We start from the raw sequence: 16,912 nt of genomic DNA on the forward strand, positions 1-16,912 counted from the left end.
ATATCCATATCTATTTAATCATTAATACAGTAAGAATTCAAGAATATTACAGTTTAATTTTCAGGATGATTTTCCATCATCCAAGAGTTTAAATCTTGTAAAAAGGCTTGAAATTGTTGAGGGCTTTTGAAATCAGGTATATTCGCTAACAGAACCTCTACTGGCTTTGTTACATTCGTTTCTTTCTTCTGCAGTATAAGTATGGATTTACGCGCTTTTTCATTTTTAAATAGTGTAGATGGCAAGTTTAAAAAAGCTTGCATTTCTGTTTCTGTTGCAATGAAATTTTGTAACTGTTTCACATTTGTACTTTCAAATAAATTACTAGGTACTACTAAAAATGCATATCCTGATGTTTTTAAGGCTGTTACTGCTTGTTCAATTAATAAATAGTGAGAGAAGCTATGCCCTTCTTCAAACCCTAGTTGCATTTCTTTACTTCTTTCATCTACTGGATAATACCCTATCGGTAGATCACCAATAACAACATCTGCATCTTCAAAAGGTAGTGGCATGATAGCGTCTTGAGGATAAACATCAAATGGAATTTCTAAAAAGTTTGCCAAATGTACACTCACGCGTGATAATACAGGATCCACTTCAACCAGGTGATGCATAATCGTATGTTCAGTGAGTATTTCATGTACAGAAGCGCTCAAATGTCCAGCACCACTCGCAATATCCGCTACATGGAATTCATCTTTGTTTTTTAAAAAACGTTCGGCAAGGAATCCTAGAATCATTCCAATTGAATCAGGTGTAATTTGATGATTTGCTTGAACATCCTCTTTTTGCATTAAATTTAAATAAGCAAATTGAAATGCTTTACGTCTATCTTGTAGCGTGGCTTGTTCCAACAATGACCTTTGATTAGTATAAATATTTTCCATTGCAAGTCCTAAATTTTCTATGAAACTTTGACCATTCTCTTCATTTAAAGATTTGGTTTTTTCATCAAGTGCCTTAAATAATTGTTCCATTACTGTCTCTTCTTGTGCCATTTAAAAGTCCTTTCTAAAAAAACTGTCCATAATTTAATTGAAATTAAGTCAGTACCCTAACTTATATTACCAAATAATTATGGACAGTTTAATTTATAATGTCAACGATACTGTTTTGTGAGTTTTACTAGTTTAATCATATGACAATATTATATTATTTATAGATTACGATAAGCTTCTAAAGCAGCATCAAAGTCTGGGAAATTTGTACCTTCAGAAACAATTTCAGTATAAACTACTTTATTGTTTTTATCTAAGACAAAAACAGAACGTGCTAATAAACGCAATTCTTCCATAACAACGCCGTACGTTTTACCGAAAGATAAGTTTCTATGATCACTTAAAGTGATTACATTATCTAAACCATTTGAAGCACACCATCTTTTTTGTGCAAATGGCAAGTCTACAGAAATAGTTAAAACCACACCATCTTCCTTAGCAGCTTCTTCATTAAATTTACGTGTTTGTTGATCACAAACACCTGTATCTATAGACGGAATAACACTAATTAATTTCTTATGTCCGTCATAACTTTCTAAAGTTACTTCATTTAAATCATTGTCTAAGACAGTAAAATTTGGAGCATATTCTCCTTTTTTTACTTGTGAACCATATAGTGTTACTGGTTCTTGTTTAAATGTAATTTGTGCCATATTGCACGCCTCCTATTAAATAGTTCTTACAACCATAGTATACCTATCTATCGTATCAAAATAAACTCATAGCTCAGTAAAATTCACATTTATTTTTTTAAATAAAACAACTTTTCAAATTTATTTCTGATTACGACTGTATCAGCGAAGATATCATGGATACCCTTGTGTTTATTTGTAAACAAAACAACCAAGTAAGGTAAGTTAAATAAAACGCCACTTATAATACGACCAATCCATTCTCTAAACAACACATCTGCCCATGTAAGAGATTGACGATCTATCCGTTCTACTCGAATGTTACAAATCATTTTACCTATCGTTTGTTTGAAAAATTTAGTTAATAATACAAAATATAAATAAAATACAAGTGCATCTAAAACGTGACCTAAGCTAAAATAATCAATCCATAACTTAAGTTCATCAATTTGCGTAAAATGGTATATCGGTTTTAATAATAGTCCTTGAATGCCAAATATAATGAGTAAATCAATAATAAAACTCCAAAACCTTATACCAAAACTAGCATATACAGACTTTGTTAATTGTTCATGATACATTGCTTCTATATCAGATTTATCATTTTCTGGGGTTGACTGTAATGTTTGTTGATTTGTATACTGCTCCATTATATACACCTAACCTTTATATAGATACATAGGTTCAGCTTCTGTATCATTGCTTATAATTGATTTCAATTCACTTAATTCATTTTTGAATTGATGTAATGTTGTTTTAGTTGAATAAATAGAACTAAACCAACCTTCGTCTTCACTATATTTAAACACTTCAGCATCCTTTGCTTTTATGTCTTTCTTAAGTGCTTTTAACGCATTATCGTTATATCCAATTTCATCAATCAAACCATTCTTTTCGGCTTGTTGCGCACTATATATACGTCCATCAGCTAACTTTTTAACCTTTTTTTCTGGCATATCTCTACCTTTAGCAACAATACCAACAAATCTTTCATAACTATCATTTAATACTGATTGCATGATATCTTTCTCTTCATTAGTCATTTTTCGAGAACTACTCATAATATCTTTATGTTCACCAGATTTAATGACATTTTCCTTAACGCCTAATTTTTCTTGTAAACCAGAATAATCAACGTTTGACATAATAACGCCAATAGATCCAGTAGTCGTTTGTGGACCAGCATATATTTTATCAGCAGGGGCAGATATATAATATCCACCAGATGCAGCCATCGCATCCATATGTACATAAACCTTTTTATTTTTTTTCTTTATTTCTTTAATTTTTTTATAAATTTCATCACTTGGATATGTACCTCCGCCTGGTGTATTAACGGTTAATAAAACACCTTTAATCGAGCTATCTTTTTTAACTTTATCCAACTGTTTAAGGAATGCTTCATGATTATAACCAGAGCTTCCAAACATTCCTTCACCAGTACCCTCACTAATTTCACCATTTAAAGTTAAGTGTACAATGCGTTTTGAAGTATCGCCTTCTGATTCTACCGTTTCAGTAAATGGATCTATTTCTGACATACTATCTTCACTAAAAAGCGAAGAAATCACAGTAGATATCGAACTCATAACAATACCACCAAGCACGATAATTACGGCAAGTACTATTGCTATTATTCTCTTTTTCGACATAACGTATTCACTCCCAGAATATTTTTTCAATCGTTTCAAATACAATTTAAACATAATCAATTCAATAATGTATACCATTATATGAAAATAAAAAAGGATTAAGATAGCAATAGGCTAGTATGAGTGTCTATTTAAAATGAAAAGAAGCTGAGACAATTAATTGTCTCAGCCATGTTCACGTATCTGAATACCTTTGAAATATAGCAAATTCTTTTTCCAAATGATCAATTTATTAATTGCATTATGTAATCGTAAGCATTTTTAATAATCAATATGGCAGTTACTACAATAAATAAAGTTTTTACATAACTGACACCTTTTTTAATTGCAAAAGCTGCCCCAACATACGATCCACAAATCATACTTGCTGCCATAATTAAACCATAAAAATAGTCAACCTGATCTAATATCATAAACAAAATTAAAGCGCCTAAATTGGAAGCAAAATTTAATACTTTCGCGTTTCCGGCAGCACTTAAAAAATCAAAACCGAACATAAGTAAAATAAAAAGCATAAATGAGCCGGTACCACCACCTAAAAAACCATCATAAAATCCTATGAGTGACATAAGACTCATAAATAAGATTGCTTTACCAAGCGACAATTTTGTAAATGTACGCACATTTCCCCAATCTTTTTTAACTAACGTATAAATCATCACTAACGTCAAAATAATGATAACCAATGGTTTTAACAGTTCAGCGGGTAGAAATGTAGCAACGCTAGCACCACATATTGCTAAAATAAATACAAATGGAAATAACTTTCCTACTATCTTCAAATCGACATTACCCGACCTCAAGAAACGAAATGCACTTGTAAGTGAGCCAAATGAACTTGCTAATTTATTAGTACCCAATGCAATAGCGGGGGGCATACCAACAGCTAATAATGCCGGGATAGAAATTAAGCCGCCCCCACCTGCAACTGCATCAATAAACGCCGCTAAAAATCCTAGAAGTATAATTATAAGTACGATTGAAATATCCCAATCTAGCATGATTCCATCCCCTATCTGTTTTATCCTTATGTCTAATTAACTCATGTTGTTCGTATGGAATTGAATACTCAAAGTAAATATTAAAATAAATGATCTGCCAATGCTTGCGTTTCAGTATCTTTTTCACTTTGATAGTCTGGCGTAATTGTTAAAGTTTCTATTTGTTCAAATGCTTCTTGTACAAGAGGTTCAAAATCATATACCGCTTCAAATTTTTCGACTTTTTCAATGTCTGGCTCCGTCGCAGGATTTTTAGGTGTAAAGATGGTACAACAATCTTCATATGGCTGAATAGATGTCTCAAATGTACCAATTTCTTTGGCTCTCTTCACGATTTCTTCCTTATCTAATGTTAAAAGTGGTCGTAAGATTGGTGTAGATGTCACATGATTGATAGCATACATACTTTTAAGGGTTTGACTAGCAACCTGTCCTAAATTTTCACCATTTACGATGGCATGTCCATCAATATCATGCACAAGCTTATCCGCTACCCTCATCATCATTCTACGTGTTGAAGTCATCGTATAGCGCTCATGTACGACTTTATTAATTTGTTTTTGTAAAGCAGTGAAGGGTACAATATGCAATTTAATAGGACCAACATGCGCAGACATAATTCTTGTCAGTTCAATTACTTTATCTTTAGCCTTTTCACTCGTGAATGGTGGACTATGAAAATGAATGGCTTCTACAGTGACACCTCTTCTCATAACTTCAATACCAGCTACTGGAGAATCTATACCTCCGGATAACATAAGTAATGTCTTACCACCCGTACCAACTGGTAATCCACCAGATCCTGCAATGACTTGATCATAAACATAAATAGCGTCTAATCGAACCTCAACTTTAATCGTATGGTTCGGGTTGTGTACATCTACTGTTAGATCATCAGTTGCGTTTAATACGGTTCCACCGAGTTCTTTTTGCAATTGATATGTATCAAACGAAAAGTTTTTATCTGAGCGTTTGACATCAATCTTAAATGTATCTCCATTTGCATAACCTTGAGCAAATTTTACAGCTATATCACGTACTGCTTCTATTGTTTTATCAATTTTCAATACGGGACTGATAGAATAAATACCAAATACTTTTTCTAAGCGGCGACACATTTCTTCAATATCTGCACCTTCATCTAATTCAATGTACATTCTATCTCTATTGGCTTTGACTTTATATCCTTGCAGTGGCATTAATGCGCGTTTAACATTTGAACGTAATTTATTAACAAACATCTTACGGTTAGCACCTTTTAAGGTTAACTCTCCATATCTCACTAAAATGTGTTCATAAATCATTTTAACAACTCCTTCACTTCTTCATATACAAGATTAAATTTCTCCTTAAAATCACCTATATCATCAGTAGTAGTATTGGCACCCATTGATATTCTGATACTGCCCTCTATTTGCGTTTTAGGGATATCCATTGCTAAAAGTACTTCGTTCAAGGATGCCTTTTTGGATGAACAAGCACTTGTAGTAGATAGCATAATATCATATTTTGAAAATGCATTTACTAATACTTCACCTTTCACGCCGGGAAAACCAACATTCAAAATATGTGGTGAAGCGCCGCTAGGAGAATTAACCTTTACACCACTAAATTCATTTAAAAATTGGATGATTTCCTGATTGAACTCACTTAATTTTTCATATAGTTGCGCACTTTCTTTTACAGCGACTTTTAAAGCTTTCACGATGGCTATATCAATAGGAAGATTGACTGTGCCACTTCTAAGTCCGTATTCTTGACCACCGCCATGAACAATTGGCTCAATTTGATGTAAATTACGAACAAATAAAAGGCCTTGGCCTTTTAAGCCATGAAATTTATGACCACTTAAACTCATTGTGTCAGCAGATTTAAAATCTAACGCAATTTTACCTATTGCTTGTACTGCATCAACATGTAAGTGTGCTTTAGGGTATTGGTGAACAATTTTTGCCACCGCTTCGATAGGTTGAATTTGTCCCATGATATTATTGACTTGCATACACGTTACAAGAGCTACCTTATCTGACATCAACGATTTCAAATGTTCTAAATCAATTTGTCCATCTTTAGTCACGTTTACATATTTTATATCGAAACCTTCATTTTCTAATGAACGAACAACCTCTAAAACAGAGGGATGTTCTAAAACTGAAGTGATTATGACATTTGCAAATGCTCTTTTCTTGTAGGCAATCCCTTTGATAGCAATATTATTGGATTCAGTTGCGCCACTTGTAAAAACAATATCAAAATCTTTTTCCAATTTAAATAGTTCTTTAATTTGATCTTTTGATTGTTGTAATAACTGCTCTGCTTGTATACCTGCTTTATGTGGGCTGTTTGGATTAAAATATAGCGATTCATTTACTTTTAAAAAGGTATCTAATACGTCTTGTCGCGGTTTCGTTGTCGCTGCATTATCAAGATAAATCAATGTTTTCACTCCAATTCTATATCATTTTATATTTAAGGATTTTTCATATTTATTTTTTATATCAACATATCATTTCTTATTTTAAAGTTTCCCTTTTAGCATTATACTCGGTTTTATTAAAAAGAAAAGAGAGTAAGACAGAAAATGGTTTTTTAAATATAATTTCTTCATCAATGTCTATATGAATTTTTAAATAATCATTAAATATTAATAATTTGTTCATACAAACATCTAGCGCCAAAAAATTATTTGAGGCTGGAACAATTTTATGTTCCAGCCTCAAAAACATTACTATTATTTAGTTAATAACTTGTGATTCAATTTGTTTTGTAACACCTGGTTCTACACTCTCTAGCGCTTGTTCAGATATTTCAATTGAGCGTTTGTAACGATTATTTTTAAATAAACGCTCTGCTTCATTAAGACTTTTATCAATATTTGAACTTTCTTTACGATAGCGGTTCCCATATTCAATCAATTTTTCAGCATAGACTGCATTGACGAGAACATCTGTTGCTTCATCTTCAAATTTATTCATTTGTAGAACCACTTTAGAGACTTTATCTTTAAGTTGTTTTACATGGATGGGTCTCACACTAAATTTTTTGTTTACTTCACGCACTTCATAATCTATTTCATTTTTCATAATGATGAATCTTTCAGGTACACTCGGTAAATTTGAGGCCAAGAGTTTTCTATAAACTTCCTCTTTTTTACTTTGAACACGCAAGATATTTTCTTCTGCTTCTGCTTCATCTTCTCGAAGTTGAATTAAATGATTTTGTAGTTTTTCTTGTTTTTCATTGATGACATCAACATGTTCTTCGATATATTTCAAGTTATCTTGGACTTCGCTATATCTTACTGCTGATTTCGCCATTTCTTGTAATATTTCATCATATACTGAAATCATGCTCTGAATTTCATTTTCAAACTGTCTTACATTTTGAACATCACTTTCGTTTATATAATAATTTTCGCGCACATATTCAATTTCAGTTTGTAACGTATAATTCATTTCTTTAGCTCTAAATAGATTATCAGTGATAACTTCTTTTGTTTCTTCTACTTCATTTTTTGCTTTTACTTCATGTTCGATTAATTCATACATTTCATCAAGACGATCATTAATACTATTTAATTTATCATTTGCTTCGTCTAATTCTAATCTACTGATCATTGGTTCAACGAAACTCAATTCTGTTTTAAGCGTCTGTAATGAACTATCAATTTTGACATGATCTAAATCATAACCCTCGACTTTCAAGTCGCGACATCCATATTTTAAATCTTGGAATTGTCCTGGTAATTCTTTTTGTGCTTCTCTAATCAACTCAGGAATTTCATCCATATCTTTTTTAAGATAATTCATATCTTCATTAAGTGTTTTGATATGATTGTACGCTTGGTTATAATTGCCGTCCTCTTTTAATGTTTCATATGTTTCCATTTCTGGAACAAATGATTCAATTTCTTGTTCCAATGGAGCAGCTGCTTCACCGAATTGATGTCTATTAGCTAACACATCACGTTTCATTTCACGATAATCCACCTTACACGCTTCATATAGGTGGTCACTTTCTTTATGTAGATTTAAAATATTTTCAACTTTTGAAGTAAGTTCATTGTAGTTTTCTTCATATTTATCCATCAATTCATGTGCTTCATCAATCTCAGTTTGAGCTTGTGAAAATTTAAATTTATCAAGCAATCCTTCTGCATGATGAATTTTTTCTTCTACTGGTAATAAATATTGATTTTTACTATCTAGTGCATTTTGTTTTAAACTGTTATAAGTTGTTTTTGTCTCCCCTGTTAAAGTTAGCTCAGACAATTGAGATAGACTTTCATCATAGGGTAATTGTTCTACTTTTACTTTACGCGTTTCAGCCTTTTCAATTATTTGGCTATTGTTGGAACGCATATAGAATAATATACCGACAATAATCAGTATAATGACAATAATTGCTAAAATGACATACAATACCATATGTTTTCTCCTCCTATTTTATCACTATTCATTATAACGTAAGATACCTACCCATTAAAGAGAAAATGAGTGAATCATCTCAATTATTTAAAATTAGTCATTAAGTTCTTTCTTTCCTAATCATATGTATAACGATAATTTTAAAATAACTTCTAAAATCAATTGATTGATTACTATTAAAACAGTCTTTATACTAAATGAAAAGTAAAAAGTGAGGTTTTTTTATGCTAGAGGTTAGTGAAACAAATTATGATTTATTACAAAAGCAAGTTTCAAGTTTAATTGAAGATGAGTCCAATATGATTGCCATCCTTAGTAACATATCTGCACTGTTAAATGATTCATTAGATCAAATTAACTGGGTAGGGTTTTATTTAGTAGAAGATAACGAATTAATTCTTGGTCCATTTCAAGGACACCCTGCTTGTGTACATATCGCTATTGGTAAAGGCGTGTGTGGTACTGCTGTTGCCAAAGATGAATCACAATTAGTAGCAGACGTAAATGCATTTCCTGGACATATTGCTTGCGATGCTAACAGTAAATCTGAAATTGTAATACCTATTCATAAAGATAGCAATGTCATAGGTGTTTTAGATATAGATGCACCTATCACAAACCGTTTCAATAATGAAGATAAGCAAGGCTTAGAAAACATTGTAGCTATCATTGAAAATCAATTATCATAAACCAATCCTGTTCTATTACAAACAAACGCAAGGTCAACTATTGACAGATTAATATATCATGGTACAATGTTCTTTGTGTGAATAAACGAAATTAGCAGTTGTATATTAATTGGCGCTATGTTGTTCCCAAAGTGGGCGTGCCGTGTAACCGTAGCTATGAGGCGAGGACACATAAAACAATATATCCAATTAAGCATGCAACACTCTTTTTTGTTTTTTCATAACAACAAAAAAGAAAAAGGAGGAGTCTATTTATGGCTCGATTCAGAGGTTCAAACTGGAAAAAATCTCGTCGCTTAGGTATTTCTTTAAGTGGCACAGGTAAAGAATTAGAAAAACGTCCTTACGCACCAGGACAACATGGTCCTAACCAACGTAAAAAAATGTCAGAGTATGGTTTACAATTACGTGAGAAACAAAAATTACGTTATTTATATGGCATGACTGAAAGACAATTCCGTAACACATTCGAAATTGCTGGTAACCAACATGGTGTACATGGTGAAAACTTCATGCAATTACTTGCTGCACGTTTAGATGCAGTTGTATATTCATTAGGTTTAGCTCGTACACGTCGTCAAGCACGTCAAATCGTTAACCATGGTCATATCGAAGTTGACGGTAAACGTGTTGATATCCCATCATACACACTTAAACCAGGACAAGAAGTTTCAGTACGTGAAAAATCTGCTAAATTAGATATCATTGCTGAATCTGTTGAAATCAACAACTTTGTACCTGATTACTTAGAGTTTGATGCAGACAACTTAAAAGGTAAATTCATTCGCATTCCTGAACGTAGTGAATTACCAGCTGAAATCAATGAACAACTTATCGTTGAGTACTACTCAAGATAATAAGTTTTCTATTAAAACATCGACAAATTTTTTTGTCGGTGTTTTTTTGTATCCAAATTTGTAGATATTGACTCATTACGCAATCATTTCTAACCTAAAATAATAATAAACGTTAACATATTGAAAGGTTTCAAGATACCCCCATTGTATCCACTTAATGCTAAAGGAAATTAAAAGACCTTCCGCTGTACTTCTTTTCAATTTTACATTTTTCTTCACTTTGTTTATATTTAGTAAAAAGGAGTGTTAACATTGAAAATTAGAGCTTTAGAAGAAACAGATTTGGACTTTGTACATCATTTAAATAATGAATATTCCATTATGTCTTATTGGTTTGAAGAACCATATCAATCTTTAAGTGAGTTACAATCACTCTATAAAAAGCATCTATTAGATGAATCTGAAAGAAGATTTATTATCGAAAATGATTCTGAGCGTATCGGCGTGGTTGAATTGGTAGAAATTGATTTTATACATAGTAATTGCGAAATACAAATTATCGTAGATGAACAATATGGTGGTAAAGGATATGCCTCTCAAGCATTTAAAATGGCCATAGATTATGCCTTTTTAGTGTTAAACCTTCATAAAATATATTTATTTGTAGACGTTACGAACGAAAAAGCTGTACATATTTACCAAAAACAAAACTTTAAAATTGAAGGTACCTTACAAGAACATTTCTATACACGAGGTAAATATAATGATTGCCATGTAATGGGTCTTTTAAGAGATGATTGGATTAATCAACAAAAATAAATGTAACCCCCACTTCTCAACTTGTTGAGTTAGTGGGGGTTATGCATGAGCTTTAGCTCAGGTAATCCTTAAAACCACTTCTCAACTTGTTGGGTGAGTGGGACTTATGCATGTACTTTAGCTCAGGTAATCATTGAATTAACAAAATAAACGATGTGGTTTGTCAGAAATAAGACCATCTACACGAATACGTATCAGTTTTATTGCCTGCCTTTTTTCATTAACAGTATAAGGCATTACTTTCAATCCATAGTAATGTGCCTTCTTCATAAACGCTTCAGTCACTAATGAGTAGTGCGGATTAACATAGTCAGCATATTCAGCTATTTTTTTAAAAGATGGCATTTTATACCAATATCGTTTTTTGCTTATTAAAACACCTAATCGATAGCCATAATGCTTCAGATATAGTTGTTTTATAAAATTTTGATCAAAAGATTGAATGATCACTTGATTTTTATCTAGCTCGTATTGCTTTAGTTTATCTATTAAATCATTTTCAATGCCGGGATAATTTTTAGGTTGTTTCATTTCTATTAATAATGCCTGAGACGATGCTTTGATTAATGTTAATACTTCATCAAATGTCAGCAATGTTTGTTTGGTATATCTTGGATTACTATTTATACCATAATCATATTGTCTTAAATCATTAAGTGTTTGTTCTCCAACCTTCCCCCTACCATTTGATGTTCTGTCAATAGTGTCATCATGTATCACAACTAACTGACCATCCCGCGTTTTATGTAGATCTATCTCTAAAATATCTGCATTGCTTTGAAGGGCAGCTTGAATAGCAATACTGGTGTTTTCTGGATAATCCATTGCCAAGCCACGATGCGCAACTAACATTATATGATGTTTTTCGTATTCAAATGACATAAAAAGTGCCCTCCCCTTTCATTATAAACTAGAATCCACTAAACTTAAGTTATCATAAAAACAATGGAGGTCAAAGCAATGGTCCAACATCAATTTAAAGTAACTACAAAATGGGAAGATGGACGAGAATCAGTCGGTAAACTTTCTGGTGATATTTTGAATGAACAAATATCTATCCCAGCAGGTCTAGGCGGAAATGGAACTGGTACGAATCCTGATGAGTTATTAGTATCCGCAGCATCATCTTGTTATATCATTTCCCTTGCGGCTGTATTAGAACGCTCAGGTTTTACCAATATTGATATACAACAATCAACTATTGGATTAGCTATATTTGAAAATGCCAAATTTAAAATGGATACCATTACACATTATCCTGAAATAAATGTAGATACAACACAGAAAGAACAATTAAAAAAGAAACTACCAAAGTTACTAAAGATTGCAGACAATAATTGCATGATTTCAAATTCTATAAGAGGCAATGTCGACGTCAAAATAGAACCTATATTAAAATAATTTTGCAATCATTTTATGTATGACGGAATATGATTATAATAACAATGTATGCCCTTACATATTATTAGAAATTTGAATATATTTAATTATTTTAAATTTTTACACTTTTATATTTTCTGAAAGTTTGCTAAACTTGACAATCATAAGCATTGGGGGAATTACACATGAAATATTATCATCCTTTGTTACTTACACCAGGACCAACACCTGTACCAGAACATATATTACACGCTACACAATTACCAATGGTCGGACATCGATCAAGTGATTTTGAAGCAATCGCAGAACAAGCTTTTAAATCACTTAAACCTATCTTTGGTTCTAAAAATGAGGTTATGATACTTACTTCAAGTGGAACCAGCGTACTTGAAGCGAGTATGCTAAATATAGCAAATCCAGATGATGACATCGTTGTAATTGTTTCTGGTGCATTTGGCAATAGATTTAAACAAATTGCAGAAACTTATTACGATAATGTACATATATTTGAAGTTGAATGGGGACAAGCAGTTAATGTTCCTGACTTTATCGACTTTTTAAAATCTTTAAACACTGAAATCACAGCAGTCTTTAGTCAATATTGCGAGACTTCTACGGCTGTATTACATCCTGTTCATGAACTTGGCAAAGCATTAAACGACTTTGATTCATCGATATATTTTGTGGTTGATGGTGTTAGTTGTATTGGAGCTGTTGATGTAGATTTAGACCGGGATTATATCGATGTACTTGTTTCAGGTAGTCAAAAAGCAATTATGCTTCCACCCGGTCTCGGATTTGTAGCTTATAATAATCGTGCAAAAGAACGATTTAACGCAGTAGAAACGCCTAGATTTTATTTAGATTTAAATAAATATTTAAAATCATTGGCTGAACATTCAACACCTTTCACACCCAATGTATCTTTATTTAGAGGTGTAAACGCATACGCCGAACTAATCAATGCAGAAGGTTTAGATCAAGTTGTTGCTAGGCATTATGCGATAAGGGATGGATTAAGACAAGCATTGAAAGCATTAGATTTGGAATTATTGGTTCAAGATGTTTATGCGTCTCCTACTGTCACTGCGTTCACTCCAAAATCTAAAGATGAACTCAACTATATTAAGAGTGAATTAAAAAATAGATTTGCCATTACAATTGCTGGTGGCCAGGGTCATTTAAAAGGCCAAATATTACGTATTGGCCATATGGGGCAAATATCGCCTTTTGATATTTTACAAGTTGTATCAGCGTTAGAAATACTATTGTCAGAATTTAGAAATGAATCTTATGTTGGTAAAGCTATCACACAATATATGGAGGTCGTAAAAGCATATGTATAAAATTTTAGTTTCAGATCCAATTTCACCAGATGGTTTAAAAAATTTAACAGATCATAGCGATTTTAATGTCGACATTCAAACTGATTTGAATGAAACAGAATTAGCTGAAATCATTCCTAACTATGAGGGACTGATTGTACGTAGCCAAACACAAGTCACATCTAATATCATTGCTGCTGCACCAAACTTAAAAGTCATCGCACGTGCAGGTGTTGGTGTGGATAATATTGATGTAGAAGCTGCTACTAAACATGGTGTTATCGTTATTAATGCACCTGATGGGAATACAATTTCAGCTACTGAACATTCGATGGCAATGATTTTATCCATGGCACGTAACGTCCCTCAAGCCCACCAATCATTAAAAAATGGTAAATGGGATCGTAAAGCTTATAGAGGCACTGAACTTTATAATAAAACATTAGGTGTTATTGGTGCTGGGAGAATTGGAATTGGTGTAGCAAAACGTGCACAAAGCTTTGGTATGAACATACTTGCTTTTGATCCTTATCTGTCAGAAGACAAAGCTAAAGAACTTAATGTGACACGTGCTACAGTTGATGAAATTGCTGAACAAGCAGATTTTGTAACAGTGCATACACCGCTGACTCCAAAAACAAAAGGTATTGTAGATAAAGCATTTTTTGAAAAAGCAAAACCGACCCTTCAAATTATCAATGTTGCGCGCGGAGGTATCATTGATGAAGATGCGCTTGTCGAAGCATTAGATACTAATCAAATTCAGGGCGCTGCAATTGATGTATTTGAAAGCGAACCTGCAACTGAATCACCACTTGTTGCGCATGATAAAATCATCGTCACACCACACCTGGGTGCATCCACTGTTGAAGCACAAGAAAAAGTTGCAGTCTCCGTTGCCAATGAAATCATAGACATATTTGAAAACGGTAATGTCGTTAATGCGATTAACGCACCAAAAATGTCCTTCAATGAAATTAATGATGAATTAAAGCCATATATTGAATTAAGTAAATTAACTGGTGAAGTAGGTATTCAATTATTGGAAAAAGCCCCTCGTGAGTTACAAATTAAATATAAAGGGGATATCGCACTGGATGATACAAGTTTACTTACTAGAACCCTTGTATCAGGTGTATTACGCCAAGATTTAGCAGAACGTGTCAACTTAATAAATGCCTTAGTATTACTAAATGAGCAAGGTGTATCATATAATATAGAAAAAGATACCAAACATCGTGGATTTAGCAATTATATTGAATTAACTTTAATTAATAAAGACACACAAATTAAAATTGGTGCAACTGTACTAAATGGCTATGGCCCAAGAATCGTACGTATTAATGAATACCCTGTTGATTTCAAACCTGAAAAACATCAATTGGTTATCAATCATAACGATAGACCAGGTATTGTAGGACGTACAGGACAAATATTAGGTGAATACAATATCAATATCGCTTCTATGCATTTAGGGCGCACAAACCAAGGTGGTAATGCGTTGATGATTTTATCGATTGATCATCCTGTAACACAAGATGTAATCGATGCTTTGTATGAAATTGAAGGATTTAATCTAATAAGAAGTGTAGAATTAGATGTTGCAGCTAATGAAAATTACAATATTTAACAATAATAAACTGACAGGACAACAAAATGATTGTCCTGTCAACTTTTTATCAAGATACATTTAATTTGAACTATTATTAACTGTCTTATTCATATGAAATACTATTTAAGCGTCTGGACATAAATAGCAGAAAAATAAAGGCTGGGACTTAAATCCCCATTCTCAAAATAAGAGGGGCAATCCTTAATATGGATTGCCCCTCTTTATATTTAAAATACTACGATTTTAATCGTACATGCTTGCCTGAGGATATGGCTCGAGCCTGTAGTCTCTCGCTCATATCATCCCTAACTATTTCTATATGCGCTTTAGTTCAAGTAAACCCTGTAAGTCATTAATCGTAATCAGCGTTAACAAGGTGTAAATATATATTAATATCCCTTATATTCTTCAATCTTCAATATTTGTATTATAATAAGATATCTCGAATTTCACCAACATGATCGACAATATATTCAGCATCATAGCTTTCTAATTCCTCACGTGCATTTTGTCCTTTCAAACCGGTTAAAGGACCGATAAAAGTTGCACCTATCTTTTTCGCACTTAATAAATCAGCTAATGAATCACCAACAATAAATACTTCATCTGGGTTTACACGATTTTCTTGATTTGTTGCATATTTTTTATAATGTTGCAAATCATTACCATCTAGCGTTGCTAAATAGCTAAATGGATTGGGTTTCCCTAGCGGCTTTAAATCAGGAAAATGTTCTTCTGCAATCAATACATCACTAGCAGTCACAATATGTAAATCGTCAAAAAATGATTTAATCCCTAATGTTTCAAATGGAACGATTGTCTCAGTACGTGGTCGGCCTGTAGCAATGGCAATTTGGTAACCAGCCTCTTTTAAATCTTCTAACAATTGCTTGATTTCACTAACAGGTCTAAGCACTACCTCTTGATATATATAGCCTTTTTTAAAGTCAGTGCGCTGTTGTTTCTGTTCTACTTCATGATATAATTCGCAACCTAAATACCATTCCTGATATATTTCTTGTGCTAGCGTCCAGAAAGGACTTTTCAACTCAAATAATTCAGCATCTTTTGTATTTAACTGTACTTTTGCATGTTCAATTAATGCTTGATATATATTTTCTTTACCAGAACTTAAACCATCTAAAAATGAAAGTGGTAATTCAAAATTAAGCTCAATATCAGAAATATGATCACCGAGAAATTGTAGCGTTTGTTCACTAAAGCTTTTTGAATTCAATGCAATAGACAATTCCTCTTGAGTAAGTGATTTGCATAAATCAATGTAATGTAATGCAATAACAATAAATAACATATCCCAGTTTGAATTCAACCCTAAAGATTTTAACTTTGTTAAGATCTCATCATGGTAGAAGACAATATCTCTTATTTCAGAAATTTGCTCATCACCCAGTTCATGAAAATCTATAGACGGGTCAATAGCAATATAATCTTTACTCATTAACATTTCATAAACCGTTAATGCAGATACATCAAAGCACCTTTCTTCACTTAAAAACACACCATCAACATCAAATAATACCGACTTCATCTTAGTTCCTCTCCTTTAATCAGAAAAT

16 protein-coding genes are annotated in these 16,912 nt (G+C 32.5%); 6 read left to right on the forward strand and 10 right to left on the reverse strand.

Going from position 1 to position 16,912, the window contains the following annotated elements:
* Positions 1-53 precede the first annotated feature (53 nt).
* From AB1J10_RS03560 to ezrA, 8 genes are all read right to left on the reverse strand, one after another.
* Entirely contained in the window at positions 54-1,001 is a 948-nt protein-coding gene (locus AB1J10_RS03560) for a class I SAM-dependent methyltransferase (protein ID WP_107365456.1), read from the reverse strand.
* A gap of 158 nt (positions 1,002-1,159) precedes the next feature.
* Entirely contained in the window at positions 1,160-1,654 is a 495-nt protein-coding gene (gene tpx / locus AB1J10_RS03565) for a thiol peroxidase (RefSeq protein ID WP_046206855.1), read from the reverse strand.
* Positions 1,655-1,743: 89 nt separating this feature from the next.
* Positions 1,744-2,283, reverse strand: a complete 540-nt coding sequence (locus tag AB1J10_RS03570) for an RDD family protein (RefSeq protein ID WP_046206854.1) — start codon at positions 2,281-2,283, stop codon at positions 1,744-1,746.
* A gap of 9 nt (positions 2,284-2,292) precedes the next feature.
* A complete protein-coding gene (gene sppA / locus AB1J10_RS03575) occupies positions 2,293-3,285 on the reverse strand; it encodes a signal peptide peptidase SppA (RefSeq protein ID WP_107365455.1) in 993 nt (330 codons plus the stop codon).
* Positions 3,286-3,509: 224 nt separating this feature from the next.
* Positions 3,510-4,286, reverse strand: coding sequence for a sulfite exporter TauE/SafE family protein (locus tag AB1J10_RS03580; protein ID WP_107365454.1), 777 nt, complete (start codon positions 4,284-4,286; stop codon positions 3,510-3,512).
* Positions 4,287-4,366: 80 nt separating this feature from the next.
* Entirely contained in the window at positions 4,367-5,590 is a 1,224-nt protein-coding gene (gene thiI, locus AB1J10_RS03585) for a tRNA uracil 4-sulfurtransferase ThiI (RefSeq protein WP_107365453.1), read from the reverse strand.
* On the reverse strand, positions 5,587-6,723 hold the full coding sequence (locus AB1J10_RS03590; protein WP_107365452.1) for a cysteine desulfurase family protein: 1,137 nt from the start codon (positions 6,721-6,723) through the stop codon (positions 5,587-5,589). Before AB1J10_RS03590 ends, thiI begins: the two co-directional genes overlap by 4 nt.
* Positions 6,724-7,021: 298 nt before the next feature.
* Entirely contained in the window at positions 7,022-8,713 is a 1,692-nt protein-coding gene (gene ezrA / locus AB1J10_RS03595) for a septation ring formation regulator EzrA (protein WP_107520564.1), read from the reverse strand.
* Positions 8,714-8,937: 224 nt separating this feature from the next.
* On the opposite strand from ezrA, the gene AB1J10_RS03600 reads away from it, so the two are divergent.
* The 3 genes from AB1J10_RS03600 (at position 8,938) to AB1J10_RS03610 (ending at position 11,018) form a co-directional block, all read left to right on the forward strand.
* The gene (locus AB1J10_RS03600; protein ID WP_046206847.1) at positions 8,938-9,402 is read left to right on the forward strand and encodes a GAF domain-containing protein; all 465 of its coding nucleotides are present in this window, start codon (positions 8,938-8,940) and stop codon (positions 9,400-9,402) included.
* Positions 9,403-9,656: 254 nt separating this feature from the next.
* A complete protein-coding gene (rpsD, locus tag AB1J10_RS03605) occupies positions 9,657-10,259 on the forward strand; it encodes a 30S ribosomal protein S4 (protein WP_019468598.1) in 603 nt (200 codons plus the stop codon).
* Positions 10,260-10,511: 252 nt separating this feature from the next.
* Positions 10,512-11,018 (forward strand): GNAT family N-acetyltransferase, encoded by a 507-nt coding sequence (locus AB1J10_RS03610; RefSeq protein ID WP_046206846.1) that lies wholly within the window; start codon positions 10,512-10,514, stop codon positions 11,016-11,018.
* A 138-nt stretch (positions 11,019-11,156) separates the two neighbouring features.
* Here AB1J10_RS03610 and AB1J10_RS03615 read toward each other — a convergent pair whose 3' ends face one another.
* A complete protein-coding gene (locus AB1J10_RS03615) occupies positions 11,157-11,900 on the reverse strand; it encodes a glycerophosphodiester phosphodiesterase (RefSeq protein ID WP_369003006.1) in 744 nt (247 codons plus the stop codon).
* A gap of 78 nt (positions 11,901-11,978) precedes the next feature.
* Here AB1J10_RS03615 and AB1J10_RS03620 point away from each other — a divergent pair, with 78 nt between their 5' ends.
* The 3 genes from AB1J10_RS03620 (at position 11,979) to serA (ending at position 15,353) form a co-directional block, all read left to right on the forward strand.
* Positions 11,979-12,419, forward strand: coding sequence for an SACOL1771 family peroxiredoxin (locus AB1J10_RS03620; protein WP_046206844.1), 441 nt, complete (start codon positions 11,979-11,981; stop codon positions 12,417-12,419).
* Between the two features lie 164 nt (positions 12,420-12,583).
* A complete protein-coding gene (locus tag AB1J10_RS03625; RefSeq protein ID WP_046206843.1) occupies positions 12,584-13,744 on the forward strand; it encodes a pyridoxal-phosphate-dependent aminotransferase family protein in 1,161 nt (386 codons plus the stop codon).
* Positions 13,737-15,353 (forward strand): phosphoglycerate dehydrogenase, encoded by a 1,617-nt coding sequence (serA, locus tag AB1J10_RS03630; RefSeq protein ID WP_107365449.1) that lies wholly within the window; start codon positions 13,737-13,739, stop codon positions 15,351-15,353. The genes AB1J10_RS03625 and serA overlap by 8 nt, the downstream gene beginning before the upstream one ends.
* A 409-nt stretch (positions 15,354-15,762) precedes the next feature.
* On the opposite strand, the gene AB1J10_RS03635 is transcribed toward serA, so the two are convergent.
* Entirely contained in the window at positions 15,763-16,884 is a 1,122-nt protein-coding gene (locus tag AB1J10_RS03635) for an HAD family hydrolase (protein WP_107365448.1), read from the reverse strand.
* Positions 16,885-16,912 lie beyond the last annotated feature (28 nt).

The sequence above is a fragment of the Staphylococcus cohnii species complex 1663 genome (assembly GCF_041008415.1).
GTDB classification, from domain to species: domain Bacteria; phylum Bacillota; class Bacilli; order Staphylococcales; family Staphylococcaceae; genus Staphylococcus; species Staphylococcus ureilyticus.